General features: G+C 60.2%; 18 protein-coding genes. 14 read left to right on the top strand and 4 right to left on the bottom strand.

The window, feature by feature from the left end; all coding sequences use genetic code 11:
- Positions 1–162 precede the first annotated feature (162 nt).
- Together nadE and C6558_RS05630 are read right to left on the bottom strand one after the other, a co-directional pair.
- A complete protein-coding gene (gene nadE / locus C6558_RS05635) occupies positions 163–1005 on the bottom strand; it encodes an ammonia-dependent NAD(+) synthetase (protein ID WP_239637611.1) in 843 nt (280 codons plus the stop codon).
- A 45-nt stretch (positions 1006–1050) separates the two neighbouring features.
- Complete coding sequence (locus tag C6558_RS05630) at positions 1051–1455, bottom strand: GFA family protein (protein WP_025430168.1); 405 nt, start codon at positions 1453–1455, stop codon at positions 1051–1053.
- A 181-nt stretch (positions 1456–1636) separates the two neighbouring features.
- Here C6558_RS05630 and C6558_RS05625 point away from each other — a divergent pair, with 181 nt between their 5' ends.
- The 9 genes from C6558_RS05625 to C6558_RS05585 all read left to right on the top strand — a co-directional run bounded on the left by C6558_RS05625 (position 1637) and on the right by C6558_RS05585 (position 16649).
- Positions 1637–2731: a YihY/virulence factor BrkB family protein gene (locus tag C6558_RS05625; protein WP_371412235.1), complete on the top strand. Its 1095-nt coding sequence runs from the start codon at positions 1637–1639 to the stop codon at positions 2729–2731.
- A gap of 620 nt (positions 2732–3351) precedes the next feature.
- The gene (locus C6558_RS05620; protein ID WP_025430166.1) at positions 3352–5046 is read left to right on the top strand and encodes a SulP family inorganic anion transporter; all 1695 of its coding nucleotides are present in this window, start codon (positions 3352–3354) and stop codon (positions 5044–5046) included.
- Between the two features lie 323 nt (positions 5047–5369).
- The gene (gene aspT, locus C6558_RS05615; RefSeq protein ID WP_025430165.1) at positions 5370–7061 is read left to right on the top strand and encodes an aspartate-alanine antiporter; all 1692 of its coding nucleotides are present in this window, start codon (positions 5370–5372) and stop codon (positions 7059–7061) included.
- Positions 7062–7301: 240 nt separating this feature from the next.
- A complete protein-coding gene (locus tag C6558_RS05610; RefSeq protein WP_025430164.1) occupies positions 7302–10028 on the top strand; it encodes a decarboxylase in 2727 nt (908 codons plus the stop codon).
- A 225-nt stretch (positions 10029–10253) separates the two neighbouring features.
- Positions 10254–11945 carry an aspartate-alanine antiporter gene (gene aspT, locus C6558_RS05605; RefSeq protein WP_107026933.1) on the top strand — a complete coding sequence of 564 codons (1692 nt, stop codon included), beginning with the start codon at positions 10254–10256 and terminating at the stop codon, positions 11943–11945.
- Positions 11946–12078: 133 nt separating this feature from the next.
- Positions 12079–13260, top strand: a complete 1182-nt coding sequence (locus tag C6558_RS05600) for a porin (protein WP_245449121.1) — start codon at positions 12079–12081, stop codon at positions 13258–13260.
- Positions 13261–13375: 115 nt separating this feature from the next.
- On the top strand, positions 13376–14980 hold the full coding sequence (locus C6558_RS05595; protein ID WP_057217074.1) for a bifunctional aspartate transaminase/aspartate 4-decarboxylase: 1605 nt from the start codon (positions 13376–13378) through the stop codon (positions 14978–14980).
- Between the two features lie 224 nt (positions 14981–15204).
- On the top strand, positions 15205–16440 hold the full coding sequence (locus C6558_RS05590) for a DUF2092 domain-containing protein (RefSeq protein WP_244445529.1): 1236 nt from the start codon (positions 15205–15207) through the stop codon (positions 16438–16440).
- Positions 16437–16649: a hypothetical protein gene (locus C6558_RS05585; RefSeq protein WP_025430159.1), complete on the top strand. Its 213-nt coding sequence runs from the start codon at positions 16437–16439 to the stop codon at positions 16647–16649. The genes C6558_RS05590 and C6558_RS05585 overlap by 4 nt, the downstream gene beginning before the upstream one ends.
- Before the next feature lie 200 nt (positions 16650–16849).
- Here C6558_RS05585 and C6558_RS05580 read toward each other — a convergent pair whose 3' ends face one another.
- A complete protein-coding gene (locus tag C6558_RS05580) occupies positions 16850–17773 on the bottom strand; it encodes a LysR substrate-binding domain-containing protein (RefSeq protein WP_025430158.1) in 924 nt (307 codons plus the stop codon).
- Positions 17774–17885: 112 nt separating this feature from the next.
- Between C6558_RS05580 and C6558_RS05575 the strand changes: the two genes are divergently transcribed.
- The 4 genes from C6558_RS05575 (at position 17886) to phnY (ending at position 23603) form a co-directional block, all read left to right on the top strand.
- Entirely contained in the window at positions 17886–19544 is a 1659-nt protein-coding gene (locus C6558_RS05575; protein ID WP_057217080.1) for a Na/Pi cotransporter family protein, read from the top strand.
- Positions 19545–19645: 101 nt separating this feature from the next.
- Positions 19646–20848 carry a 2-aminoethylphosphonate--pyruvate transaminase gene (locus C6558_RS05570; RefSeq protein WP_057217082.1) on the top strand — a complete coding sequence of 401 codons (1203 nt, stop codon included), beginning with the start codon at positions 19646–19648 and terminating at the stop codon, positions 20846–20848.
- 21 nt (positions 20849–20869) lie between these two features.
- Positions 20870–22138, top strand: coding sequence for a phosphonoacetate hydrolase (phnA, locus tag C6558_RS05565; protein ID WP_107027106.1), 1269 nt, complete (start codon positions 20870–20872; stop codon positions 22136–22138).
- Positions 22139–22148: 10 nt separating this feature from the next.
- Positions 22149–23603 carry a phosphonoacetaldehyde dehydrogenase gene (phnY, locus tag C6558_RS05560; RefSeq protein WP_057220022.1) on the top strand — a complete coding sequence of 485 codons (1455 nt, stop codon included), beginning with the start codon at positions 22149–22151 and terminating at the stop codon, positions 23601–23603.
- On the opposite strand, the gene C6558_RS05555 is transcribed toward phnY, so the two are convergent.
- Positions 23604–23942, bottom strand: a complete 339-nt coding sequence (locus tag C6558_RS05555) for a hypothetical protein (protein ID WP_146160871.1) — start codon at positions 23940–23942, stop codon at positions 23604–23606. It abuts the gene before it with no gap.
- On the opposite strand from C6558_RS05555, the gene C6558_RS05550 reads away from it, so the two are divergent.
- On the top strand, positions 23941–24963 hold the full coding sequence (locus C6558_RS05550) for a putative 2-aminoethylphosphonate ABC transporter substrate-binding protein (protein WP_107026931.1): 1023 nt from the start codon (positions 23941–23943) through the stop codon (positions 24961–24963). The genes C6558_RS05555 and C6558_RS05550 overlap by 2 nt on opposite strands.
- The last annotated feature ends 157 nt before the right edge of the window (positions 24964–25120 follow it).

Here is a 25120-nt window from a genome sequence, read left to right as displayed (position 1 = left end):
CAACGATCGCAAGGCGACAGTTGAGGGACGCATCTTAGATGCGCATTTCGCGCTGTGGTTCTATAGGCAGCAAACCGCCAGTAGCGTCGTCACTTCCTCTGGGACCGGCCGCTGCAGCATCTCTGTCATTCGCCCTGGGCGAAGCGCCACCATGAACTCTGATCAAGGCGCCGCTGCGGGATCCGCGACGAAAGCAGGGCCGATCGGCAGCGCACGTTTATGTCCGCTCCCCCGATACGCAGCAAGAATTCGCTCGGCGGCCGACTTGCTTATGGTCTTTCCTTCGAGGAAGTCATCGATCGCGTCATAGCCAATTCCATAGACCTCTTCATCGGGCTTCAGCGGGGCGTCTGTCTCCAGATCGGCTGTGGGGACCTTGGAGACGAGATCGGACGGTGCGCCCATGTAAGTGGCGATGGCGCGTACCCGTCTCTTGTTCAGCCCACTGAGAGGGACGACATCTGCGGCGCCGTCTCCGTGCTTGGTGAAGAAGCCCATCAGGGCCTCGGCGGCATGGTCCGTTCCAATCACCAGCCCGTTTGCGGCACCGGCGATCGCGTACTGGTAGATCATCCGCTGACGCGCCTTCACATTGCCGAGGTGGAAGTCGTCGCGCGCCGTGCCAAAAAGATCGCCAGCGGATTTTCGAACCTCAGTGAACAAAGCGTCGGCAGCCGTTTTGACATTTGCTTCCAGGCCAAGATCGGGGTTGATCACCGCCAGACATTCGCGAGCGGCCGCTTCGTCAGCCTGTGTCCCATAGGGCAGCCGAACGGCGATGAACTGCGCGAGATAGCCGTCCTCGCGCAACGCCCGGACGGCGGCCTGTGCAAGCAAGCCGGCAGTCAGGGAATCGACCCCACCGCTTATACCCAATACATAGGCCCGGGCATTTGCCTGTCGCAAATAGCCGGCCAAAAAAGCAATCCGCTCTCTTGCTTCCCTCTCTGCATCGAACGCACCTGGCACGCCGAGTGCCCGAATGATCTCGAATTGCTCATCCACTGACCAATTTCCGGTCAAATCTGCCTCCCATTCGACGCGTCCGCGTCAAGCGCTGTCATCGCCTGTTCGTCTTGTGTGGCGGTCTTCCCAATGTTGCTCGGCGCCCGGCACTGGGGCAAGCCAGGGCTCACGTCTCTTCACCCACAATTCATAGGTCGGAACCAGTTTGGTCGGTGCATCGTTCAAGGTGCCAAGCTGGACCTCGGCTTCATCTTCGTCATAGGCAAACATGTGGGAGCTGCAGCGTGTGCAGAAACGCTGTCCGTTATGGGCAAGCGTCGTCTCCCCGCTAGCGGCGAAATCGTCTCTGGCCCAAATGGCGTAGAATGTGAATGCCGATCCGCTCTCCCGACGGCAATTGGCGCAGTGACAGATACCAACTCGGATGGGTTCGCCTTTCACCTCGTATTTGACCTGCCCGCAGAGGCAGCTACCTGATCTCTTCGTCATGGTTGTGGCTCCGTTTCCTCCACAGGCGGGGGCTGGTTCGATCATCAATGACTCACCGGGATCCAGATTGCCATTGCTGGGCCTCGAAAATGAAGGGAGCCAAAGCCGGTAGTATTTGCCAAGCCCAATGCATCCAAATGGAGGGTCAAACGTTGACGCCTTGAAATCATCGGAGCGTCTGATGTTACCGAAACGCATCACAACGGATCCTGCGGCGGCAATAGCCGCAGTTGCGGTAGCGATGGTCGCCGTCAGTTTCCTTTTATCCCGGCAGACAGCGATACGCGCGCGAGGAGTATCGATGTCCAATGACCAGCATTCGATTGTGGAGGATGAGCACGGACGCTATGCATCGGTGCCGGAACAATTGCCAGCGCGAGGTTTGCGCGATGTGTTTTGGCGAGTCGTGCATGAGGTTGCTGAAGATCGGGTGGCTTTCGTTGCGGCCGGAGTGACCTTCTACTTGCTGCTCGCCTTGTTTCCAGCGCTTGCTTCTCTCGTATCGCTCTATGGGTTGATGGCAGATCCGGCCGTTATTTCCGACCATCTCCGCGACCTGGCAGGCATGCTTCCACCCGGAACGTTCGAAGTTTTCTCGGAGCAACTCCATGCCCTTGTCGAGCGGCGAGACACCACCCTCGGGATAGCGTTCCTCGTTGGGCTCATGATCGCTGTCTGGAGCACGCACAACGGCACTTTGGCTGTGTTTGACGCAATGAATGTGGCCTATGAGGAAAACGAGAAGCGTCGCTTCGTCAAATTGAACCTGATAGCGCTTGCGTTTACGTTCTGCGCAATACTCGCCGCAGTCTTCCTGATAGGCGTAATGGCGCTACTGCCTGCGATCCTGCAACTTGTCTGGCTCGAGCCATGGAAGGAAACGCTGGCGTTGCTTGTTCGCTGGCCCATCCTCATGCTCGTATCGTTGCTGGCGATGACCGCCGTATACCGCTTCGGGCCCAGCCGGCAGCCCGCCAGGCTTAGGTGGCTGACCTGGGGCGCGCTCTTCTCCACCTTGGCCTGGGTAGTCATGACCCTGTGCTTTTCCTGGTACCTCGACAAGTTCGCCGACTACAATGCAACCTACGGCGCTTTAGGCGGTCTCGTTGGGTTTATGATGTGGATCTGGTTATCGGTATGCATTCTGATCGTCGGGGCCGAACTCAATGCCGAACTCGAGCACCAGACATCTCGAGACACTACGACTGGCGCTCCACTGCCGATGGGAGCGCGTGGAGCGTACATGGCCGACAACATTGGCAGGATCGTCAACTAGTAAGCGCCAGATCAATGCGGCGCGGTGCAATCTGTCGGTTCGCCTACAAGCCGGCGGCGGGCGGTGTCTAAATCGCGCGGATACTTATTGTTGAGGACGAAATACTCGTTGCCACGCTCATTGAAGATACGGTCAGCGATCTTGGCCATCAGATCATTGGGCCGGCGATGCGGTAGAAGTCGCCTTGGCTGCCGCGGACAATGAAGACTTCGATTTCGCCATCCTGGACATCAACCTGGCCGGCAAACAATCATCCCCCGTGGCATACCGCCTGACGGAGCGCGGGATACCCTTCATGTTTGCCAGCGGATACCCGCGTTACCGGCCTGGTCGAGCCTTGCCTCGATGCACCGACGGTTCTGCATTTAGGCGCACGTTCTCGTCTGAAGCATGCATTGTTTGTGGCGAGCAAAACTGGCTGCCGCCTCCTGCACGCCGGTGCTCACAATGCGAAACCCGAAATTTATCCTCGTCAAATCTAAGAGGGCTTGGCGAGCGATCGTGATCGTGTTCAGATTGTTGCGCGTGGGGATCTCCGGGGTGGCGAGCGGATGATTCTGCGCTGTCGTGGCAAGTGATGGTCGTTTTGACCTGGCACATAGCCATAAGAGGGCAAGATAATGGTCCCGTTACCGCATGCCGACCAATCCGCCCATTCATCGGCCGGTACCCTGCGTCCGGACATGATCGCGGGCCTGACGGCGGCTGCCGTGGTGCTGCCGAAGGCCATGGCCTATGCGACCGTTGCCGGCCTTCCTGTCAGCGTCGGGCTCTACACCGCCTTTGTACCGATGATCGTCTATGCCCTGCTCGGCACCTCGCGCGTGCTCAGCGTCAGTTCGACGACCACGCTCGCGATCCTGACCGCGAGCCAGCTTGCGCTCGTCGTACCGGATGGGAACCCTGAACGATTGCTCACAGCGACCGCAACACTGACGGCGCTCACGGGACTGCTTTTGATCGCGGCTTCGGCGCTTCGTTTGGGTTTCGTGGCAAATTTCATTTCGTCGCCGGTGCTCACGGGTTTCAAGGCCGGGATCGGCCTCGTCATCGTGTTGGACCAGGTGCCAAAACTGTTCGGGCTGCATTTTACCAAGGAGGGGTTCTTCCGGGATATTCTGAGCCTCGTCCACCATTTGCCCGAGACGTCGCTCGTTACATTCGCAGTCGGTGCCACGGCGCTGGTGCTCCTGCTGGTCATGGAAGGCCGTTGGCCGCATTCTCCGGCTCCGCTCGCTATAGTCGCGGCCGGGATAGCGATCTCGTGGTTGGCGGGCCTTGGACCGGCAGGCGTCGCCACAGTCGGGCACATTCCGCAGGCTCTGCCTTCATTGGTACTGCCGAATATCGACCTGGTCCTGCAGCTCATCCCTGGGGCGTGCGGCATCGCATTGATGAGCTTCACCGAGACGATTGCTGCCGGGCGAGCCTTCTCGGTCGCGGGTGAGCCTCCGATCCAGCCAAACCGCGAACTGATGGCGACGGGCGCTGCCAATCTGGCCGGCGGGCTGTTCGGCGCGATGCCGGCAGGCGGCGGCACATCGCAGACGGCGGTGGTGCGCGCCGTCGGTGGGCGCACACAAAAGGCCTCGCTGGTCACGGCAGCGGCGGCAGCGGCGACGATGCTCGTTCTTGCACCGTTGCTCGGCCTCTTGCCGCAGGCCGTGCTCGCGGCCATCGTCATCGTCTACTCCGTCGGTCTCATCAAACCCACCGAGTTCGTCTCGATACGCAAGGTTCGCCGGATGGAGTTTCGCTGGGCACTCGCCGCCTTCCTCGGCGTGCTCTTGTTCGGCACGCTCCAGGGCATTCTGGTCGCTATCACTCTGTCGCTCGTCGGTCTCTCGGGCCAGGCGGCAAACCCGCGCGTCCATGTCGTAGGCCGCAAACGCGGCGCAGACGTCTTGCGGCCGCTTTCGGCCGAGCATCCAGACGACGAAACCTTCGAGGGAATGCTGATCGTGCGCCCGGAGGGGAGGCTCTTCTTCGTGAACGCCCAGCAGGTCGGCGACCGTATTCGTACGCTGGCCAATGAACAAAAGCCGCGCGTTCTGATGCTGGACCTTAGTCGCGTTTTCGACATCGAATACTCGGCACTCCAGATGATCATTGATGGCGAGCGAAGCCTTGCGCGCGGGGGCATCGAACTCTGGCTCGCAGGCCTCAACCCGGATGTGCTCGCCTATATCAGGGCATCGGGGTTTGCCGACCAGCTTGGCCCTGACCGCATGTTCTTCAATACCCGCTCTGGTATCCGCCACCACCAGGACAGCCTCACGGTCGCGCCGTCACAGCCCGGTGCGGCAACGACCTGACGTGTCGGCGCACCGGGATCCGGCTTTCGCGCTTCGCTGTGTTTGTTTTCGGCCGCTCCTCCTGGAGCATAGTTCCAAGGCGTGGATGCGCCTTCCGACCAAACTCGGGAAGTAATGACGCATCAATCAGTTCAAGGGCCAGAAAAGAACCAAAACACTGTGTGTTCCTTGGTTTGGCGCCGTATTTGAAAGTTTCGGATATCATACTATTTTTATTCTGAATAACGCCTTGAAACGAGTGTGTAAGGGTGTATTCTCGCAGAAATAGCGATGAGGATTTAGTCAGATTTGGTTCCCGATTTCCGAGTAACAGGGGAAGCTCTATGATTGACTGGTTTGTAAATACGCTTCGCACTTATCCCGAAATTGCAATATTTCTCTCTTTGGCGCTTGGATACTACTTCGGTTCGTTCACCTACAAGGGCCTGGGCCTTGGTGCAGTGACCGCCACGCTCGTTGCTGCCGTCATCATCGGGCAGATCGGGATCACCATATCGCCACCGCTCAAGGCTACGTTCTTTCTGATGTTCCTGTTCGCGATCGGCTACGGTGTCGGGCCGCAATTCGTGCGCGGCATTGCCAAGGATGGCATCCCGCAGGCATTGTTCGCCGTGGTTGTGTGCGTCTTTTGCCTCGGGGCGCCCTTTATTGCCGCCAAGATAGCCGGTTATGATGTCGGTTCCGCGCTGGGGCTCTATGCCGGTTCGCAGACAATCTCCGCGTCGATGGGTTTGGGAACGGACGCAATCAATCGTCTTGGTCTGGCACCGGAAGAAGCCAAGCGGCTGCTGGACGCGATGCCGGTCGCCTATGCCGTCACCTATATTTTCGGCACGGTGGGGTCGGCTATTGTGCTGGCCCTGATCGGCCCCGCGCTGCTGGGCATCGATCTGGAGGCGGAATGCAAGCGCTACGAGGCGGAACAGGGCGGCAAGAAGGAAGTTGGCGGGGCGGGAACCGCTTGGCATCACTACGAGTTGCGCGCCTATCGCGTTCGGGAGGGAGGGCCGGTCGTCGGCAAGACGGCACGTGAAGCCGAATCCTTGATCCCCGAGCAGCGGGTTTTCATCGAGCGTATCCGCCGAGGATCGAAGATCGAGGATGCAACGGCGGACACGGTCATCCAGGCGGGCGATGTCGTTGCCGTGGCAGGCCGACGCGAAGTGCTGGTGAGCCTGATCGGTCATGCTGCAGAAGAAGTCGACGATCGCGAGTTGCTGGCCGTTCCTGTGGAAGGTGTCGATGTCCTTGTCACGACCAAAGAAGCGAACGGGAAGACGCTGGCCGAATTGGCGCAATGGCCGTCATCGCGTGGCGTGTTCCTGCGCCGGATCGCGCGTGGTGCCACGGCGACGGAAATTCCGATCCTTCCGAACACCCAGATCCATCGCGGGGACATTCTGACGATCGTCGGACGGACGCAAGATACTGCCGCGGCCGCCAAGGCACTCGGGGTGGCCGACCGTCCGAGCGACGTTGCCGACGTCGCGTTCATCGGCGCTGCGATTACAATCGGCGCTTTGATCGGCGCACTCGTCTATAAGGTCGGCGATGTGCCATTTACGCTGTCCACATCAGGGGGGGCGTTGATCTCCGGGCTCTTCTTCGGTTGGCTGCGCTCCGTGCGGCCGAAGTTCGGACGCATACCGACATCGACGGTCTGGTTCATGAATTCAGTCGGCCTCAATGTCTTCATCGCCGTGGTCGGCATATCGTCAGGGCCAGGCTTTGTTGCAGGCCTGCAGCAGCTTGGTTTCAGCCTGTTCCTTTGGGGCATTTTCGCAACGACCGTGCCGTTGGTACTGGCAATGTATGTCGGGAAATATGTGTTCCGGTTCCACCCCGCCATTCTCTTGGGGTGCTGCTCCGGTGCGCGCACGACGACTGCCTCCCTCGGCATGATCAACGATCGCGCCAAGAGCCAGATCCCCGGGCTCGGCTATACCGTTACCTATGCCGTCGGCAACACCCTGCTGACGATCTGGGGCATGGTGCTTGTGATGATGATGACCTAGAGCTTTTCGAGGAACAGTGCGAAGCGGTCTTCTGTCAGGAAATGCGTAAAGACAAAGAGATAGCGCGTTTGCGACTCCGTTTAAATCGGAAACGCTCTAGCGACCTGTTTCGGACCGTAAGGGATCGTCTTTCGAAGAGCATAAGTCTCATTTTGCGACCGGAATTGTAGCTGCCACTGAGTGAGAGCCGCGGACTGGTGACAGTGGACAGCCGATTCAGAACAGAGTTGGGAGCGCGTTATGCCAAGCAAAACCACACATGTAGATCAGTTTCTGCTCATCCATTCGGCACGGGCCGATAATTGGCGCGAGATCACGACATTGGCCGATGCCTGGGCCGCTAACCGGGGTGAGCGGACAGCGCTGGAGGCGGCGATCGCCGAAGTGGCACCGGCCGAGGAGTACCACGCCTATCCGGGTGGGCGATTGCTTTCGGCGCTGGCCGAGCGCATCGCCACCAACGATGCCGGCGGGGCGGCGAAACTCGCGCGGCGCATCTCCAACGGGCTTCTTTCCCATTCCTATCGCGGGCGCCCGAGCGAGTGGGATGTCCATGACGAGATGTCCGTGACAGACGTGCCCGATATCATGCCTCCCGGAACCGGGGAAGCGGGCGGCCGCCGGCCATACTTCGAAGTTCTGTTCGTCAACAGCCAGCCGGCCGTGCGGTGGGAGGCGTTCGCAGCCGAGATCCGCAGGCTACGCCGGCCCGAGGATGGCTTCATCTACGAGCCTGTTCTGGTGGGATCCTTTGAGGATGCGTTCTGTGCGGCCGCATTGAACCCGGCCATCATTGCCGTCGTGCTCGCCGAGGGTTTTCCCTATCGCTCGCGTCACGACGCGCCGGTGCTCCGCTCCGTGCTTGATCCGCTTGGAGAAGCCGAGGGACCGGACATGTCGGCGCTGCGTCTGGCGCGCGGGTTGAAGCGGATCCGGCCGGAGCTCGACGTCTATCTGCTGTCTGACCGTCAGGTGGAAAAGATCGCCGGCGATCCGGCCGCAGATGCGGTTCGGCGTGTGTTCTACGCGGTCGAGGAACCGCTGGAGATGCATCTCGCCATCCTTGAAGGCGTGCAGGCGCGCTACGAAACGCCCTTCTTCGACAATCTGAAGAAATATGCGCGGCGGCCTATCGGCACATTTCATGCCCTGCCCATCGCCCGCGGCAAGTCCGTCTTCAAGTCGGACTGGATCCGCGACATGGGCGAGTTCTATGGGCTCAACCTGTTCCTGGCGGAAAGTAGCGCGACGACAGGCGGCCTTGATAGTCTCCTGGAGCCTACCGGCACGATCAAGCGCTCTCAGGAGTTGGCCGCACGCGCCTTCGGCGCTGACCACGTCTTCTTCGTGACGAATGGCACGTCCACCTCCAACAAGATGGCGGTGCAGGCGCTTCTGGCGCCCGGCGACATCGCGGTTGTCGATCGCAACTGCCACAAGTCGCACCATTACGGCATGGTCCTGACCGGCGCACAGCCCTATTACGTCGAAGCTTTCCCGATGACGGAGTATTCGATGTATGGCGCCGTGCCGCTCGCCACCATCAAGCGCGCGCTGCTGGCCTTGCGGGCGGAAGGGCGCCTCGACCGGCTGAAGCTGCTTGACCTCACCAACTGCACTTTCGACGGACATATGTACAATGTCAGGCGGGTGATGGAGGAATGCCTAGCCATCAAGCCAGACCTTATCTTCCTCTGGGACGAGGCGTGGTCCGGGTTTGCCCGGTTTTCGCCCTTCCTGCGTCCACGCACGGCCATGGGGGCGGCAGCCGATATCGAGGATTGGCTGCGCGATCCGGCCTCGGTCGACGCTTATGAAAAGCAGCGCGCCGACCTCGGCAAGGATCCCTCCGATGAAGCACTGCTCGCCGCTCGCCTGATCCCAGATCCGCGCCTTGTCCGCCTTCGGGTCTACCAGACCAACTCGACGCACAAATCAATGTCGGCGATCCGGCAGGGCTCAATGTTGCTGGTCAAGGATGTCGATTTTCACAACGTCGAGGCCCAGTTCCACGAGGCGGTATTCACCCATGCCTCGACCAGTCCGAACCAGCAGTTGATCGCCAGCCTCGACATTGCACGCAGGCAGATGGAACTCGACGGTTACGGACTGGTGATGAACGCGATCGAGATCGCGCTCAAGATCCGCCGGGCGATCAACGAGCACCCGCTGATTTCGAAATACTTCCGTGTTCTTGGTGCCGATGAGATGATCCCGGCGGAGTACCGGCAATCAGGATTCAAGGACTATCTGGCGCCCGGCTCGACCTGGGCCACAGCGGTCAAGGCGATGAACGAGGACGAGTTCTACCTCGATCCCACGCGCATGACGCTGGTGTGCGGGACGGCTGGTTTTGATGGAACGCAGTTCAAGGGATTGTTGGCGAACGAATATGATATCCAGCTGAACAAGACGTCGCGCAACAGTGTGCTGCTACAGTCCAACATCAACAATACCCGCAGCGATATTGCGCATCTAATCCGTGTTCTGGTCGAGATCTGCCGTGGCATCGAGAAGCGCCTGGCCGACGGCGGGGAGGGCGAGCGTGCGGCTTTCGCGGCACGGGTAAAGTCGCTGATGACCGATGTGCCCGACCTTCCCAATTTCAGCCACTTCCACGAAGTGTATCGCAGCGATGCAGGGCGAACGACGCCGGAGGGCGATATGCGAGCCGCCTTCTTCAACGCCTATGACGCGTCTGTGTGCGAATATGTGCCGCTCATCGGTGCCGAATGCGATCGGCGCCTGAAGGACGGGCCGGAAATGGTCTCCGCCAACTTCGTCATTCCCTATCCGCCCGGATTTCCGATCATGGTGCCGGGTCAGGTACTGACGCAGGAGACGATCGACTTCATGCGCAAACTGGATGTGAAGGAGATCCATGGCTACGAGAAGGCGCGCGGACTGAAGCTGGTCAAGCCAGACGCAGTCGCCACCAAGGCGAAGCGTCAATCAAAAGCACGGTAGCGCCGGGATATATCGGCGCTCAATTGTTTCGATTTGGTCATTCTCGTGGCGATCCAGCGCGCACGGGCGACCGGAGCGGCAGCCAGCTACAGCGGTTGGCTGGGTGATTACGACCCGGTGCGTCGTGGTCGCTTTTTTATGGCTTAACTTTTTGCATGAGCGTTTGGGGTCGGCAGTGAAGGCGTCGTAGCCCCGGATCGGGGCGAGGGGGGAGCTAATCTGGACATGGTTTGGGTCGAGCAATTCCTGATCAAATATCCCGAGCTTGCCGTATTCCTTGCTATCAGCATTGGATATCTGATCGGCGGTCTCAAGTTCGGTGGCTTCAGCCTCGGACCCGTTACCGGCTCGCTGTTTGCGGGCATCCTGATCGGGCAGTTCGCCCATGTGCCGATTGCCGGGATGGCGAAATCGCTGCTCTTTCTCTTGTTCCTCTTCGGCATCGGCTACTCGGTCGGACCGCAGTTCCTGCAAGCCCTGAAGCGGGACGGGATGAAGCCCGTACTCCTTGCGGTCGTCGTCTGTGTGACCGGGCTGCTCATGTCTGTCGTGGTCGCCAAAATCCTTGGTCTCGATCCCGGCTTTGCAGCCGGGCTTCTGTCCGGCTCCCTCACCGAAAGCCCGGCTATGGGCACGGCAACCGAAGCGATCAATGCGTTGCCGCTGCCCGAGGCGGATCGCGCGCGGTTTGTGGCGCATATCGCTGTGGCTGACGCTGTTTGCTACGTCTTCGGCGCGGTTGGCGTCATTCTGTTTTGCAGTGTCGTCGGCCCCAGGCTGCTTGGCATCGACCTCGTTGCCGAGGCGCTGAAACTGGAGAAGGAGTACGGAATTACCCGCAAGGTGGCCGGTGTCTCCTCCGCCTGGCACAGGTTCGAGATTCGCGCTTACCAGATCGCGGACGGCGCGCCAGTCGCTGGCCTGTCAATAGCCGCCGCCGAGGCGACGTATCCAGAGCACAGGCTCTTCATTCAGCGCCTGCGTCGGAGGGGCGCAATCATCGAGGCGGCCCCGGAGGTCGTGATCAACCCCGGTGATATCGTCGCTGTATCCGGGACGAGGGAGGCGCTGGTCAGCGTCCTTGGGCCGCGCGCCGAGGAGATCGAGGACCGTGAACTGCTCGATGTCCCGGTATCGGTTTCCGATGTGCTGCTGACAAGCCCTGATCTCAAGGGGAAAAGCATCGCGGATGTCGCCAAGGAAAGCTGGACACGCAGCCTCTACCTGCGCGCCATTACGCGCGGGGGGCAGGATATTCCTATCGCGCCGGGGATTACGGTGGAGCGTGGTGATATCCTGCGCCTGGTGGGGCCGGAAGCCGTCGTGTCGAGCGCCGCCAAGCGCATTGGCGTTGTGGTCGCGCCGACGACGGCGACAGACTTCCTGGTCCTTGGTTTTGCGATATTCCTTGGTGGGCTTGTCGGCGTTCTCGTCACTTTTCCCATCGGTGACATGCGGATTTCGCTCAGCACCAGTGTGGGCACGCTCCTGGCTGGGTTAACGGTGGGGCATCTGCGCACGCGCTTCCCGCTCTTCGGCCGAATACCGGATGCCGCCGTGTCGCTCATGACCTCGCTTGGTCTTGCCGCCTTTGTCGCGATGACCGGTCTTCATGCCGGACCCGTGTTTGCCTCCGCCATCGCCGAAGCGGGTATCGGTCTTCTGTTCGGCGGTATGATCGTTACCATGATACCGCTGATCGTTGGTCTGTACTTCGGGCGCTACGTGCTTGGCATGAACCCGATATTGCTGCTGGGCGGGCTCGCAGGGGCGCAGACCATGACAGCCGGCATGGCGGCCGTTCAGGACAGGTCGGGAAGCACCGTTGCCGTCCTTGGCTACACGCCGGCGGTCCCCATCGGCCATATCCTGCTCACGACTTGGGGAACGGTCATTGTCGGTATCGTCGCGGGATGAAAATAGGCAGGTTTAATCAATCAGCGGCGACGCTGCTGCATGCTAGAATTCGCAACAGACTTTCACAGTAAAAAGACGAATACTGAATGCGAATCGACGATGCGAATCGCCAATGATCTGAAAGGTGCTTTTGATGCGACAGACACTATACATTGTTCCGCCTGCGCTTCTCATCGCTGCATTGGCGGGCGCAGGGACTGTGGCGGCGCAGGAGCCGGCAAAACCGGCGGTGCAGGCCACGGAGGCCAGCAAGGCTCCGGAACACTGGATTCCCAAGCTGCGGCTGGGCGACGACAATGCCTATTTTGAATTCTACGGTCAGATCAACAAGGGCCTGCTGGTCTACGATGACGGCGGGGCAACGGATAACTACTTTCCGGTCGACAACGGCAACTCGTCCACGCGGGCGGGCTTTCGCGTCTACACCCTCATGGAAAAGGGCTGGTCGTTCGGCGCCAATCTCGAATGGGAATGGAACCCCTATTCGACAACCAACGTGAACCAGTTGAACAAGGATCACTATGATTGGGGGACTGACCTGCTGCGCAAGGCGGAAATTTATCTCGACTCGAAGGAATACGGCAAGTTCTGGCTCGGCCAGGGCAGCATGGCGTCGGACTCGACGGCCGAGGTCGATCTGTCCGGCACGGGCGTGGTAGGCTATTCGCTTGTTTCTGATATGGCCGGGGGACCGTTTTTCCGCAACGATGACGGGACGCTTTCGACGGTCAAGGTCAAGGACGCGTTCACCAACTATGATGGTCTCGGTCGCAAGTTCCGCGCCCGATATGACACGCCTTCGTATGGCGGATTCAGCTTTGCGAGTTCGGTCGGCACACAGGTCGTGCCCGAAGAAACCGACGTTACCGTGTGGGACATGGCGGTTCGATACGATGAGACCTATGATGCCTTCAAGGTCGGTGCCGCAGTTGCCTTTTCGAGGCCAGGCGACGGCAACTCGATTTACGACGCGTCCGTTTCCGTCTTGCATATCGATACCGGTCTCAGCCTCACCCTTGCCGCGGCCTATTCCGACAAGGAAACGGTCGATGGACACTATGGCTACGTGAAGGTCGGCTATCAGACTGATATTTTCGACGTCGGCAAAACCGCGTTTTCGGTCGACGCCTATTTCGGCAAGGACATTGCGGGCAAGGGCAGCAACAGCGATTCCTTCGGGGCACAGATTGTCCAGAATCTCGACTATCTGCAGACGGAACTCTATCTTGGAGCCCGGACCTACTCCTTAGATCAAGAGACCGCCGACCTCCAGGATAGCTTCGCTGTTCTGGGCGGCGCCAGAATAAAGTTCTGAAGCAACAGTCGGCAGCGTGCTGCCGGCCGTGCCACACGATCATCGTGCATTCGTTCACTATTGTTTCGACTTGGCCGCTTCGGCGGACCTTGCAGTTCACAGGGAGGAATGACTCATGGCAGACATCGACTATCGCGAATACGAGAAGATGAGCCCGTTCGAAATCAAGGACGGCCTCATGAAGCTTGCCAAGCGCAGCGCACAGAAATCGACGAATGCTCTGCTCAATGCCGGCCGTGGAAATCCAAACTGGATCGCAACGACCCCGCGCGAGGGGTTCTTCCTCTTCGGCCAGTTCGCCCTGACCGAAAGCCGGCGGACCATGGACAACCCGGCGGCGGGCCTCGGTGGCATGCCCCAGATGAAGGGTATCGCGGCGCGCTTCGACGCGTGGCTGGCAAAACATGCCGAGGACCCGGGCGCCGACTTCCTGTCGAGGATGGTCGAGCACGGCGTCAAGATGTTCGGTTTCGATGCCGACGCCTTCGTTTTCGAACTGACGGACTCGATAATCGGCGACAATTATCCCGTCCCGGACCGGATGCTGGTGCATGCCGAGCAAGTCGCGCATCGCTACCTGATGTGGGCAATGGGCGCAAATGCGCCGATCGGCAAGTTCGATCTCTACGCCGTTGAAGGGGGAACGGCGGCGATGTGCTACATCTTCAAGTCGCTGATCGCCAATCGCATCCTCAAGAAGGGCGACACGATCGCGATGGGCACGCCGATTTTTACCCCCTATATCGAGATTGCGGAACTCGAGGACTATGCGTTCAAGGCCGTCCATGTCAGAGCGACGCAGGAGCACCGCTTCCAGTATTCCGACGAGGAGATCCGCAAGCTCGAGGACCCGAAGATCAAGGCATTCTTCGTCGTCAATCCGGGCAATCCGACGTCGATGGCAATCGATCCGCAGACGATGAAAAAGCTGGTCGATCTGGTCAATACCAAGCGGCCGGATCTCATCCTTCTGACCGATGACGTCTACGGGACGTTCGTGCCGAACTTCCGCTCGCTGATGTGCGAGCTGCCCTACAACACCATCTGCGTCTATTCCTATTCGAAGTATTTCGGCTGCACGGGATGGCGTCTCGGCGTCATCGGCATCAACGAGAAAAACATTCTCGACGATCTCTTGACCAAGCTCCCGGCCAAGGAACTGGAGGCGCTGGACAATCGATACCGCTCGATCACGCTCGAACCGCGCAAGCTCAAGATGATCGATCGCATCGTTGCCGATAGCCGCGACGTCGCGCTCAATCACACCGCGGGGCTCTCGTTACCGCAACAGGTGATGATGACCATGTTCTCGATCAGCGAACTGATGGACACGGACAAGGTTTACCAGAAGGCCTGCATGGCGATCTGCACCGACCGGGTGAACATGTTGCTCGAGGGACTGCCGCTCGACCTGCAGCCGAATGCAAACTTTGCCGGCTACTATGGAACGATCGATTTCGAGTTCTGGCTGCGCAAATATGTCGGCGAGGAGATGGTGACCTGGCTGAAAGCGAATGTGCATCCGCTCGATCTGGTCTACCGGCTGGCGGAGGATCATTCGATCGTGCTGCTCAATGGCGGCGGCTTCGATGCGCCGAACTGGAGCGTCCGCGTCTCCTTCGCCAATCTTCCAGACGATGTCTACGACGACATCGGCCGCGGGGTCCGTGCAGTCGGGCGCGGTTATGTGGATACGTTCAACGCGCTGAAAGGGAAGTAACACTCCCCTTCCGGCATGCCGGCAGATTTTCCAACAGCGGTTCGCAAATTACTGCGAACCGCTCTCGCTGCGCGAGTCACGGCCTCGGCTCGCTGCGGCGCAAGACGTCCGACGAGGTATCTACCGTCAGAGGTAGATGTTGTTCGTACCAGCAAGCAGTGCGCGATAGTCAAATTCACACGTCAGTGAGAAGGAGTCATTCGATGCTAAGCACATCCACAACGATGCTCGACTACAAGGAACACAAAGGTATCGGACAGAGAGCCGGCGGGATCACATCGCGACATCGCGGGTTGGTCAGACGACTGCTCGTGACGGTCGCCCTTTTGGCGGCCGCCCCTACCTTGGCCCAGAACATGCAGGAGCCTTCCAAGCAATACAGCAAGGAAGAGATGCAACAGGCACTAGAGACCAGGGAACAGTACGACGTTCACGGTCTGCGCTTCGCAATGTCGGAAGCGACATTGCGACCTGGAGCGGAAGGACTTCTTGACGACATCGCTGCGGCGCTCAAGAACTTCCCTGAATGGGGCCTGAGAATTGTCGGCCATACCGATACCAGCGGTAATGAGGAGACCAACCTGCGCCTTTCCGCCGAGCGTGCAGAGGTCATCAAGGCGGCTCTCGTCGAACGCGGAATCGATGCCGCCAGGCTGACGACGGGAGGCGTCGGACAGGCCCAGCCGATTGCCAGCAACGATACGGCCGATGGCCGGGCTCTCAACCGCCGCGTCGAGCTCGTCCGGGTCACCGACTCGGCCGAAGCCAAGAAACTGCTCAAGGCCATGACCGACTACCTGGCGGCTCAGAATGCCCTGTCGTTCGGCTATGATTCCACCTTCCAGGTCGTCACCAACAGTGATCAGAAACTCGGACTGGCAAGCTCGGGGACAGTGACCCTCAGTCGGCCCGACAAGGTACACACGACCCGTTCGGGCGGCTTTGTCGACAGCGAGGCGCTGTTCGATGGAAAGACGCTGACACTCCTGGGCAAGAACCTCAACAAATACACGCAGGTCGAAATACCCGGGACAGTCGATCATCTGATCGACGAGCTGAAGGACAAGTACAACTTGCCTTTGCCGGCCGCCGACCTGTTGATGACCGGTGCATATGACGAATTGATGCAAGGGGTGTATGATTCTAAGGATCTGGGAAGCGGCGTCGTCAATGGCGTGGAGTGCGATTCTCTCGCCTTCCGCAAAGACGATGTCGATTTCCAGATCTGGATCGCGCACGGGGCAGAGCCCTATCCCTGCCGCCTGGTCATAACCTCCGGGCAGGTGAAGGGTGGGCCGGAATACAGCATCCAGATCAGGGATTGGAAATCCGGGGCGGCCGTTGCGCCGGGTGATTTCGACTTCAAGAATGCGTCGAATGCCGAAAAGATCGATGTGAACGACCTCCAGCACAACCTGGGTGAATTGCCAGAGAACTTCAAGGTAGGAGATAAAAAATGACCTTCCGTAAGCGCGCAGCAATGATTTGCCTTGTTTGGGCAGTTCTGTTTGGCATCGGCGAGCTGGCGAAGGATGTGCCAGTTCTCGCGATCCCCACCTTTACCTCTGACGCCGTTGCCGTGGTCGGCCGGCCGTTGACGCCGGTCAGTGTGGCCGGTGCCGCGCGGCGCACGACCCGGCGCTGTGCCGCAGGCGTTTATAACTGCTAGAAGAGCGCGTGGCCGTTCGGCAGGCATGGCCGATTTCGGATAGGAATTCGGACGGTTGATGCTGTTCGGCCCGCACTATCTCGGCTCCAGCACATTCCGACACTTTTGCCGTCAAGGCTGGAGCGGGTCTTCTGCATGCCTCCAATTGCGTGGTGAACCGCTGCGAAGGCGTTGCTCCTAAACCTGCGGTCTATCGCCGGTCAGGCGCGAGTTGCTGCGCCCGACGGCTTGGCATCGCCTGCCGTGACGTCTTCTGCACTTTGTGTAAGTTTGCGCGCTATTTCATAGAATGCATGGACAAGTTTCCCGTTGCTGCGTTCGCGCAGACAGATGAGCGCTTCGTCCATCAGCATTTCCGGGGCATCGATCTTGATCGGCACGAGACGCGTGTCCTGGCCGAACTCGGCGGATGAGACGAAACCGACGCCGCCGCCGGCAGCGACGATCTCGCGAACCGCCTCGCGGCCCTCGGCCTCGATCAGCGGCGTCAGCGTGACGCCGCATTGTGCGGCCATGGCCTCGAGCTTCTGGCGGGTCTTGGAACCTCGCTCGCGCATGACGAGCGGATGTTTTGCAAGCTCTGCGAAGGTGGCGCTCTGACATGTCGCCAATGGATAATCGCGGCTTGCGAAGGCGACGATCGGCGTCGAATTGAGCTTCAGAACGTCGAAGTCGCCGGCCTGCGGGACTTCACCGAGAACGCCGATATCCGCTTCATAGGCGTGCAGGCTGGTGATGACAGTTTCCGTGTTGCCCGCATCGATCGAAACCTGCACGGTCGGGTAGGCCCGCCGGAAGGCGGCCAGGATGTGCAGCAGATGGTGTGCGGCATCCGCGACGATCCGCAGCTTTCCAGCCCTTAATGCGCGCGACTCCGAGAGAAGATCGAGTGCCTGTTGCTCGACGTCGAACATGCGCCGGGTGACTTCGAGAAGCTGCTGGCCCGCCTGGGTCAGTGTGACCTGCTTCTTGTTTCGATTGAAGAGCAGGACGTCATATTCCTCCTCCAACTTGCGTACCTGATCGGAGACGGCGGGCTGCGTCAGGAAGAGCGCCTCGGCTGCCCGCGAGAAGCCGCCATGGATGGCCACATTGTGAAAGGCACGGAGCTGGACATAGCGCACGGTAACATCCCCACAGATAAATTCTATCTATGGAACCATCAGAACGAACGATTTGATTTATGTAAAGGGGCAAAAGATAATTTCCGGAGTTAACCCTTTCCGGAGCGCGCCTATGAATCTTTCGGCTGTCGCCCTTGAACTTACCGCCGCAACAGTCCTGCTGCTTTATGCCGTCAGCCTCGTCAAGAAGGGCGTCGAAGCTGCCTGCGGCGACGTGGTCACCCGTGCCGTTGGTGGGGCTGGCGGCAGGCCCCGCGCGGCAGCCTACGGCTGTTTGATTGCAATTGCCCTGCAGAGTTCGACGGCGGTTGCGATGCTCGCCGCCAGCTTTGCCGTGAGCGGAGCTCTGAGCCTCGAAGTCGGGCTGGCGGTCCTTCTCGGCGCGGACCTGGGCTCTGCCCTTGTCGTCAAGATCTTGAGTTTTGATTTGCACTGGCTGGCGCCATTGCTGATTGCCGCCGGCGGCCTCCTGCATCTCAAGGCGTGCGCTCGCAAGCCGGTCGAGGCCGGGCGTGCGGTTCTCGGGATCGGCCTGTTGCTCCTGTCGCTGCAGATGATCGGCCATGCGACCCTTCCGCTTGGTCAAAGCCCATTGCTGCCGGCAGCGATCGACATGCTGAGCAAAGACCCTCTCACGGTCATGATCGTGGCTGCGGTCTTCACCTGGGGCCTGCATTCCAGCGTCGCGGCCATCCTTTTGATCCTGACCTTTGCCGCAAAGGGCCTGCTGCCGCTCGATGTCGGCATTCCCCTGATCCTTGGCGTCAACCTTGGTGGTGGGCTGATCGCCCTGTGGCTGACCCGAGGCCTGCCGGTGGAAGGCAGGCGGCTGCCGCTTGGCAATCTCGTCTTTCGCGCGCTGTTCAGTGCCGCAGTCTTTGCGCTGTTTTCCGCGCAGCTCTCTTTTGCGTGGCTGCCTGGCACGACGGTCGCTGCCGAGCTCGTCAATCTGCACGTGCTGTTCAATGCTGCACTGGTGCTCCTGGGTCTCATATCGTGTGGTCTGATGGCGCGCATCGTTCGCGTTCTCACGCCTGACAACGCTGGGGGAAAAGATGCCGGTCTTGCAGCGCATGTCAGTGCGCTCGACCGGTCTCTGATCGAAAAGCCGGCGCAGGCTTTGGCGGCGGCCGCTCGCGAAGTGCTCCATATGGGCAACCTAATCACGCGTTTGCTCGAACCGGTCATGGGGGTGATCGCGTCGCCAACGCCCGAGACGGTCGATGCGCTGCGCCGCATCGACGGCGACATCCATCGCGCACATAGCGAGATCAAGCTCTTTATCGCCGCAGTTAATAGAGGTGTGCTGACGGAGGAGCAGTCCCGGCGCGGCATCGAACTCACCGAGGCGGCCATTCATCTGGAATATGCCGGCGACGTGGTGTCGAAGAGCCTGTTGCGCATGGCGGAGGAGCGGCTGGAAGGGGCGGGCGCCTTTTCGCAAGCCGGCTGGCACGAACTGACGGCGCTGCATGACGCAGTGTTTTCGAACGTGAAACTTGCCGCCAATCTGCTGGTCTCGCCCGAACCGGTGATTGCCCGCGAGATGGTGCGCCAGAAGGAACACGTGCGCCGGCTGGTGCAGGAAAGCAGTCAAAGCCACCTTGAGCGGCTGAGGCAGGGAATTGCTGCCAGCATCCAATCGAGCGACATGCATCTGGAGATCGTGCGTGCGCTGAAAGAGCTCAATTCACTGGTCACGACGATGGCCTATCCCCGTCTTCGCGAGACCGGGGATCTGCTCGAAAGCCGCCTCGTTCCGGCGGCTTAGATGTATAAGTGAAGCTTATAGATTCATACAAAAGAACGATTTTACATATATATCCGTCCACCGCATTGTCGGTTCCGGAGACGCCAACGTGAGGACGGACAATGCCAAACACCGCTTCTGACAGAACCATCGCACCGCTGGAAACGCCGAGACTGGGCGAGCCCTATCTGCTGACGCCCGGTCCGCTGACGACGGCCTATGAAGTCAAGGAGGCTATGCTTAGGGACTGGGGATCATGGGACGGTGATTTCCGTGCGATGACTGCCGACCTGCGTCGCCAGCTTCTCGATATTGCCGGCGATGCCAAGGGCGAGTTCGATTGCGTTCCGATGCAGGGCAGCGGTTCGTTCTCGGTCGAGGCGATGCTGGGCAGCTTCGTTCCCCGCGACGGCAAGGTGCTGGTGCTGATGAACGGCGCCTATGGCAAGCGCATCGCCCAGACGCTCGCCTATCTCGGCCGCGACCACGTGACGATCGACAAGGGCGATTACATGCCGCCACGCGGACCCGAGGTTGCCGCTGCGCTCGACGCGGATCCGGCCATTACCCACGTGGTCGTCGTCCACTGCGAAACCAGCTCCGGCATCCTCAATCCGCTGAAGGAAATCTCCGAGGTCGTCTATGCCAGAGGCCGCAAGCTGCTGGTCGACTCGATGAGCGCCTTCGGTGCCGTACCGGCCGGCGTTGCCGACTTCCGCTACGAGGCGATCGTTTCCTCAGCCAACAAATGCATCGAAGGCGTGCCTGGCTTCGGCTTCGTCATCGCCCGCAAAAGCGAACTGGAGGCCGCCAAGGGCCGCAGCCACTCGCTCAGCCTCGACGTGCACGCGCAATGGGACTACATGAACAAGACCGGTCAGTGGCGCTACACGCCGCCGACGCATGTCGTCGCTGCATTCCTGGAGGCCCTTCGGCTGCATCGCGAGGAAGGCGGAGTCTCCGCCCGCGGCGCGCGTTATGCCCGCAACCGCGACGTCATGGTCGCCGGCATGCGCGAGGCAGGCTTCGAGACCCTGCTTGCCGACCGGTGGCTGTCGCCGATCATCGTTACCTTCTTCAGCCCTGCCGATCCGGCTTTCGCCTTTGATCGCTTCTACGACCTGATGAAGGAGAAGGGGTTCATCATCTATCCCGGCAAGCTGACGGTCGTCGACAGCTTCCGCGTCGGCTGCATCGGCCGCATGGATGAACATGTGATGCGCCGCGTGGTCGAGGCCGCGCGCGCATCCCTCACCGAAATGGGGGTCGCCAATGCTGCGCCTCCGGCGATCGCCCTTGCCGAACGCAGCCGTCTCGCCGCCTGAATGAACGATAGGATTTTCCCGATGAACCAGATGTCCAAGATCAACGTCGCCGTCACCGCGAACCGGCGCAGCTATCCCTGGCCAAACGTCCCAGCCATCGCCATCTGCCTCGATGGCTGCGAGCCGGCCTATCTCGACGAGGCCATCAAGGCCGGGTTGATGCCGACACTTGCCCGCATGCGCCAGACGGGCACGGAGCGCACCGCGCTCAGCGTCATCCCGAGCTTCACCAACCCCAACAACCTCTCCATTGCGACCGGCCGTCCGCCGGCCATTCACGGCATCTGCGGCAACTACCTCTACGAACCGCAGACCGGCAACGAAGTGATGATGAACGATCCCCGCTTCCTGCGAGCGCCGACCATCTTCAAGGCCTTCTACGATGCCGGCGCGAAGGTCGCGGTCGTCACCGCCAAGGACAAGCTCCGTGCGCTTCTCGGTCACGGCCTCAAGTTCGACGAGGGCAGGGCGGTCTGCTTCTCGTCCGAAAAGTCCGACACGTCAACCAAGGCGGAACACGGCATCGATAATGCCTCGGCCTGGCTTGGGCGCCCGGTGCCGGAGGTCTATTCGGCGGAACTTTCGGAATTCGTCTTTGCAGCCGGTGTGAAACTGCTGAAGGAATTCGCTCCTGACGTCATGTACCTGACGACCACGGACTACGTGCAGCACAAATATGCGCCGGGCGTCCCGGCGGCGAACGCCTTCTACGAGATGTTCGACAAGTACCTGACCCAACTCGACGCGCTTGGTGCGGCGATCATCGTGACGGCCGATCACGGCATGAAGCCGAAGCACAAGGCCGATGGTTCTCCCGATGTCATCTACGTGCAGGACGTACTCGACGAGTGGCTCGGAAAGGACGCTGCCCGCGTCATCCTGCCGATCACGGATCCCTACGTCGTGCACCATGGTGCGCTTGGTTCGTTTGCGACCGCCTACCTGCCGGAACGCGCCGACAAGGAAGAGGTCATCGAGCGGCTGGCAGCAATCGACGGCATCGACCTCGTGCTGTCGCGACCCGAAGCCTGCATTCGTTTCGAACTGCCGGATGACCGCATCGGCGATATCGTCATCATCTCGTCGGAGAACAAGACGCTTGGCACCAGCGAGCATCGCCACGATCTTGCTGCGCTGAACGAACCGCTACGCTCGCATGGCGGCCTCACCGAGCAGGAGGTGCCCTTCATCTCGAACCGCAAGTTGCCCGAACTTGTTTCCGCGGCCACGCTGCGCAACTTCGACGCCTTCTACTATGCGCTCGTCGCGGCGGCGCAGCCGGCAAACTAGGGAGCGGACGATGACCAAGGTGGAAACGACATTCGCCATTCGCCATGAGCCGATGCGTATCGCCGGCAGACACGTCGATGCCGAAGGGCTGATCGAGGTGCATTATCCCTGGAACGATGCCGTCATCGGCACCGTTCCAGCCGGCAACGCCGAACATGCTCGCAGGGCCTTCGAGATCGCGGCGGCCTACCAGCCGAAGCTGACACGCTACGAGCGCCAGCGCATCTTGCTAAAGGCGGCCGAAATGCTGGTCGCCCGCAAGGAGGAGATCTCCGATGTCATCACGCTGGAGCTCGGCATATCGAAGCAGGACTCGCTCTACGAGGTCGGCCGCGCCTTCGACGTTTTGACGCTGTCGGGTCAGATGTGCATTCGCGATGACGGCGAGATCTTCTCCTGCGATCTCACCCCGCACGGCAAGGCGCGCAAGATCTTCACGATGCGCGAGCCGCTGACCGCCATCTCGGCGATCACCCCCTTCAACCACCCGCTCAACATGGTGGCGCACAAGGTTGCGCCGGCCATTGCCACCAACAACTGCGTGGTGCTGAAGCCGACGGAGCTGACGCCGATGACGGCGCTCATTTTCGCCGACATTCTCTATGAGGCCGGATTGCCGCCGGAAATGCTGTCGGTGGTGACCGGCTGGCCGGCGGATATCGGGATGGAAATGATGACCAACCCAAACTTCGACCTCATCACCTTTACCGGCAGCGTGCCAGTCGGAAAGCTGATCGCGGCGAACGCCCACTACAAGCGCCAGATCCTCGAACTCGGCGGCAACGACCCGCTGATCATCCTCAATGATCTGTCGGATGACGACCTGGCAAAGGCGGCGGACCTGGCGGTCGCCGGCGCGACGAAGAACTCGGGCCAGCGCTGCACGGCCGTCAAACGTATTCTGTGCCAGGAAAGCGTGGCCGACCGCTTCGTGCCGCTCGTTCTGGAACGGGCCAAGAAGCTGCGCTTCGGTGACCCGATGGATCGGGCAACGGAACTGGGCACGGTCGTCCATGCCCGAGCCGCCGAAACCTTCGAGCGTCGCGTGCACAAGGCTGCCGAAGAGGGAGCGGAGATCCTCTACGATCCCGGCCGCCGCGGCGCCCTGCTGCCGCCGATCGTGGTCGATCGCGTGCCGCATTCGAGCGAACTCGTGATGGAGGAAACCTTCGCGCCGATCATCCCGATCGTGCGGGCACCCGATGATGACGATGCCCTGATTGCGCTGTCCAACTCGACCGCCTTCGGCCTGTCGTCGGGCGTCTGCACCAACGACTTCCGCCGCATGCAGAAATACATCGCCGGTCTCAGGGTCGGTACGGTGAACATCTGGGAAGTGCCCGGTTATCGCATCGAGATGTCTCCTTTCGGCGGCATCAAGGATTCCGGCAATGGCTACAAAGAAGGTGTGATCGAAGCGATGAAGAGCTTCACCAACGTCAAGACGTTTTCCCTGCCCTGGTGATCAGGGCTCTGGTGATCCGGGTGTCCCCTGCCTGACCACCACTTCTGGGAGCTGTCGACCGACAGCTCCCTTTTTCTTGGGGCCTGTTGCGAGCCACGTTGTCTGCATCTGCCGCTGGCTGATGCAGGCGCTGTTCGTTTCTTCATCAATCGTGCAGCAGATGCCCAGTGAGACGGCAAGACCTATAGATTTTACTTTGCTAATGATAAGAATAATAAATTTTACTAATTGAATACACCCACGCAGAATGCCTCCTGAAGCATGCAACATAAGGGCAGCGACAGATTGCCAGCCATGCTTCCCGGATTTTTCCAGGCCTCCAGAGGAGATTTTCAGCATGACCAGACACATGTTTTTTATGCTTGCCGGCGCCATGTCCGTGGCTCTTCCCGTCATTGCTTCCGCCCAGACCGAGCTCACCGTTTACACCGCTGTCGAAGCTGTCGACCTTGATCGCTACAAGGCAACCTTCGAGAAGGCGCATCCCGATATCACGATCAACTGGGTCCGGGATTCAACCGGCGTCATGACGGCAAAACTGCTCGCCGAAAAGGACAACCCGCAGGCGGACGTCGTCTGGGGACTTGCTGCCACATCGCTGCTTCTCCTGAAGACTGAGGGCATGCTGGAGGCGTATCAGCCCAAGGGCGTCGAGGCGCTCGACAAGAAGTTCGTCGACGGTGACACACCGCCGAGCTGGGTGGGAATGGACGCCTATGTTGCGGCCCTCTGCTACAACACGGTCGAGGGCGCAAAGCTCGGGCTGAAGGCCCCTGCAAGCTGGGACGACCTGACGAAGCCTGAGTACAAGGGCCACATCGTCATGCCGAACCCGAGCTCGTCGGGCACCGGCTTCCTCGACGTCTCCGGCTGGATGCAGATGTGGGGTGAGGAGAAGGCCTGGTCCTTCATGGACAAGCTTCATGAGAATATCTCGGCCTACACGCATTCCGGCTCGAAGCCCTGCAAGATGGCCGGTGCTGGCGAGGCTGTCATCGGCGTTTCCTTCGAGTTCCCCGGCGCCAAGGCCAAGAGCGCCGGCGCGCCGATCGACATCATCTTCCCGAGCGAGGGCTCGGGCTGGGAAGCCGAGGCGACGGCGATCATTGCCGGCACGGCAAACCTTGAAGCCGCCAAGACCCTCGTCGACTGGTCGGTCACCAAGGAAGCCAACGAAATGTACAATGCTGGCTATGCCGTGGTCGCCTATCCGGGTGTCGCCAAGCCGGTCGAGCATCTGCCCACCGACATCGCTTCAAAGATGATCGACAACGACTTCGAGTGGGCCGCGAACAATCGCGCCACCATTCTGAAGGAATGGCAGAAGCGCTACGACGCAAAGTCGGAACCGAAGAGCTGATCGGCCCAGGCGGAGCGCATGCGCGCTCCGCCTGTCGCATTCTCTCCTTGGGTCGCATTCGATTTAAGGATGAAAACATGCAGCAATTCAAAGTGCTACAGTGACCTTAGTGCGTCCCTTATGACGCGCGGCGCTGCAGAAATCCCTGACAGCCAGC

It is taken from the genome of Ensifer sp. NM-2 (assembly GCF_003024455.1).
Taxonomy (GTDB): Bacteria; Pseudomonadota; Alphaproteobacteria; order Rhizobiales; family Rhizobiaceae; genus Ensifer; species Ensifer canadensis.
This window is presented reverse-complemented; position numbering and strand designations above follow the sequence as displayed.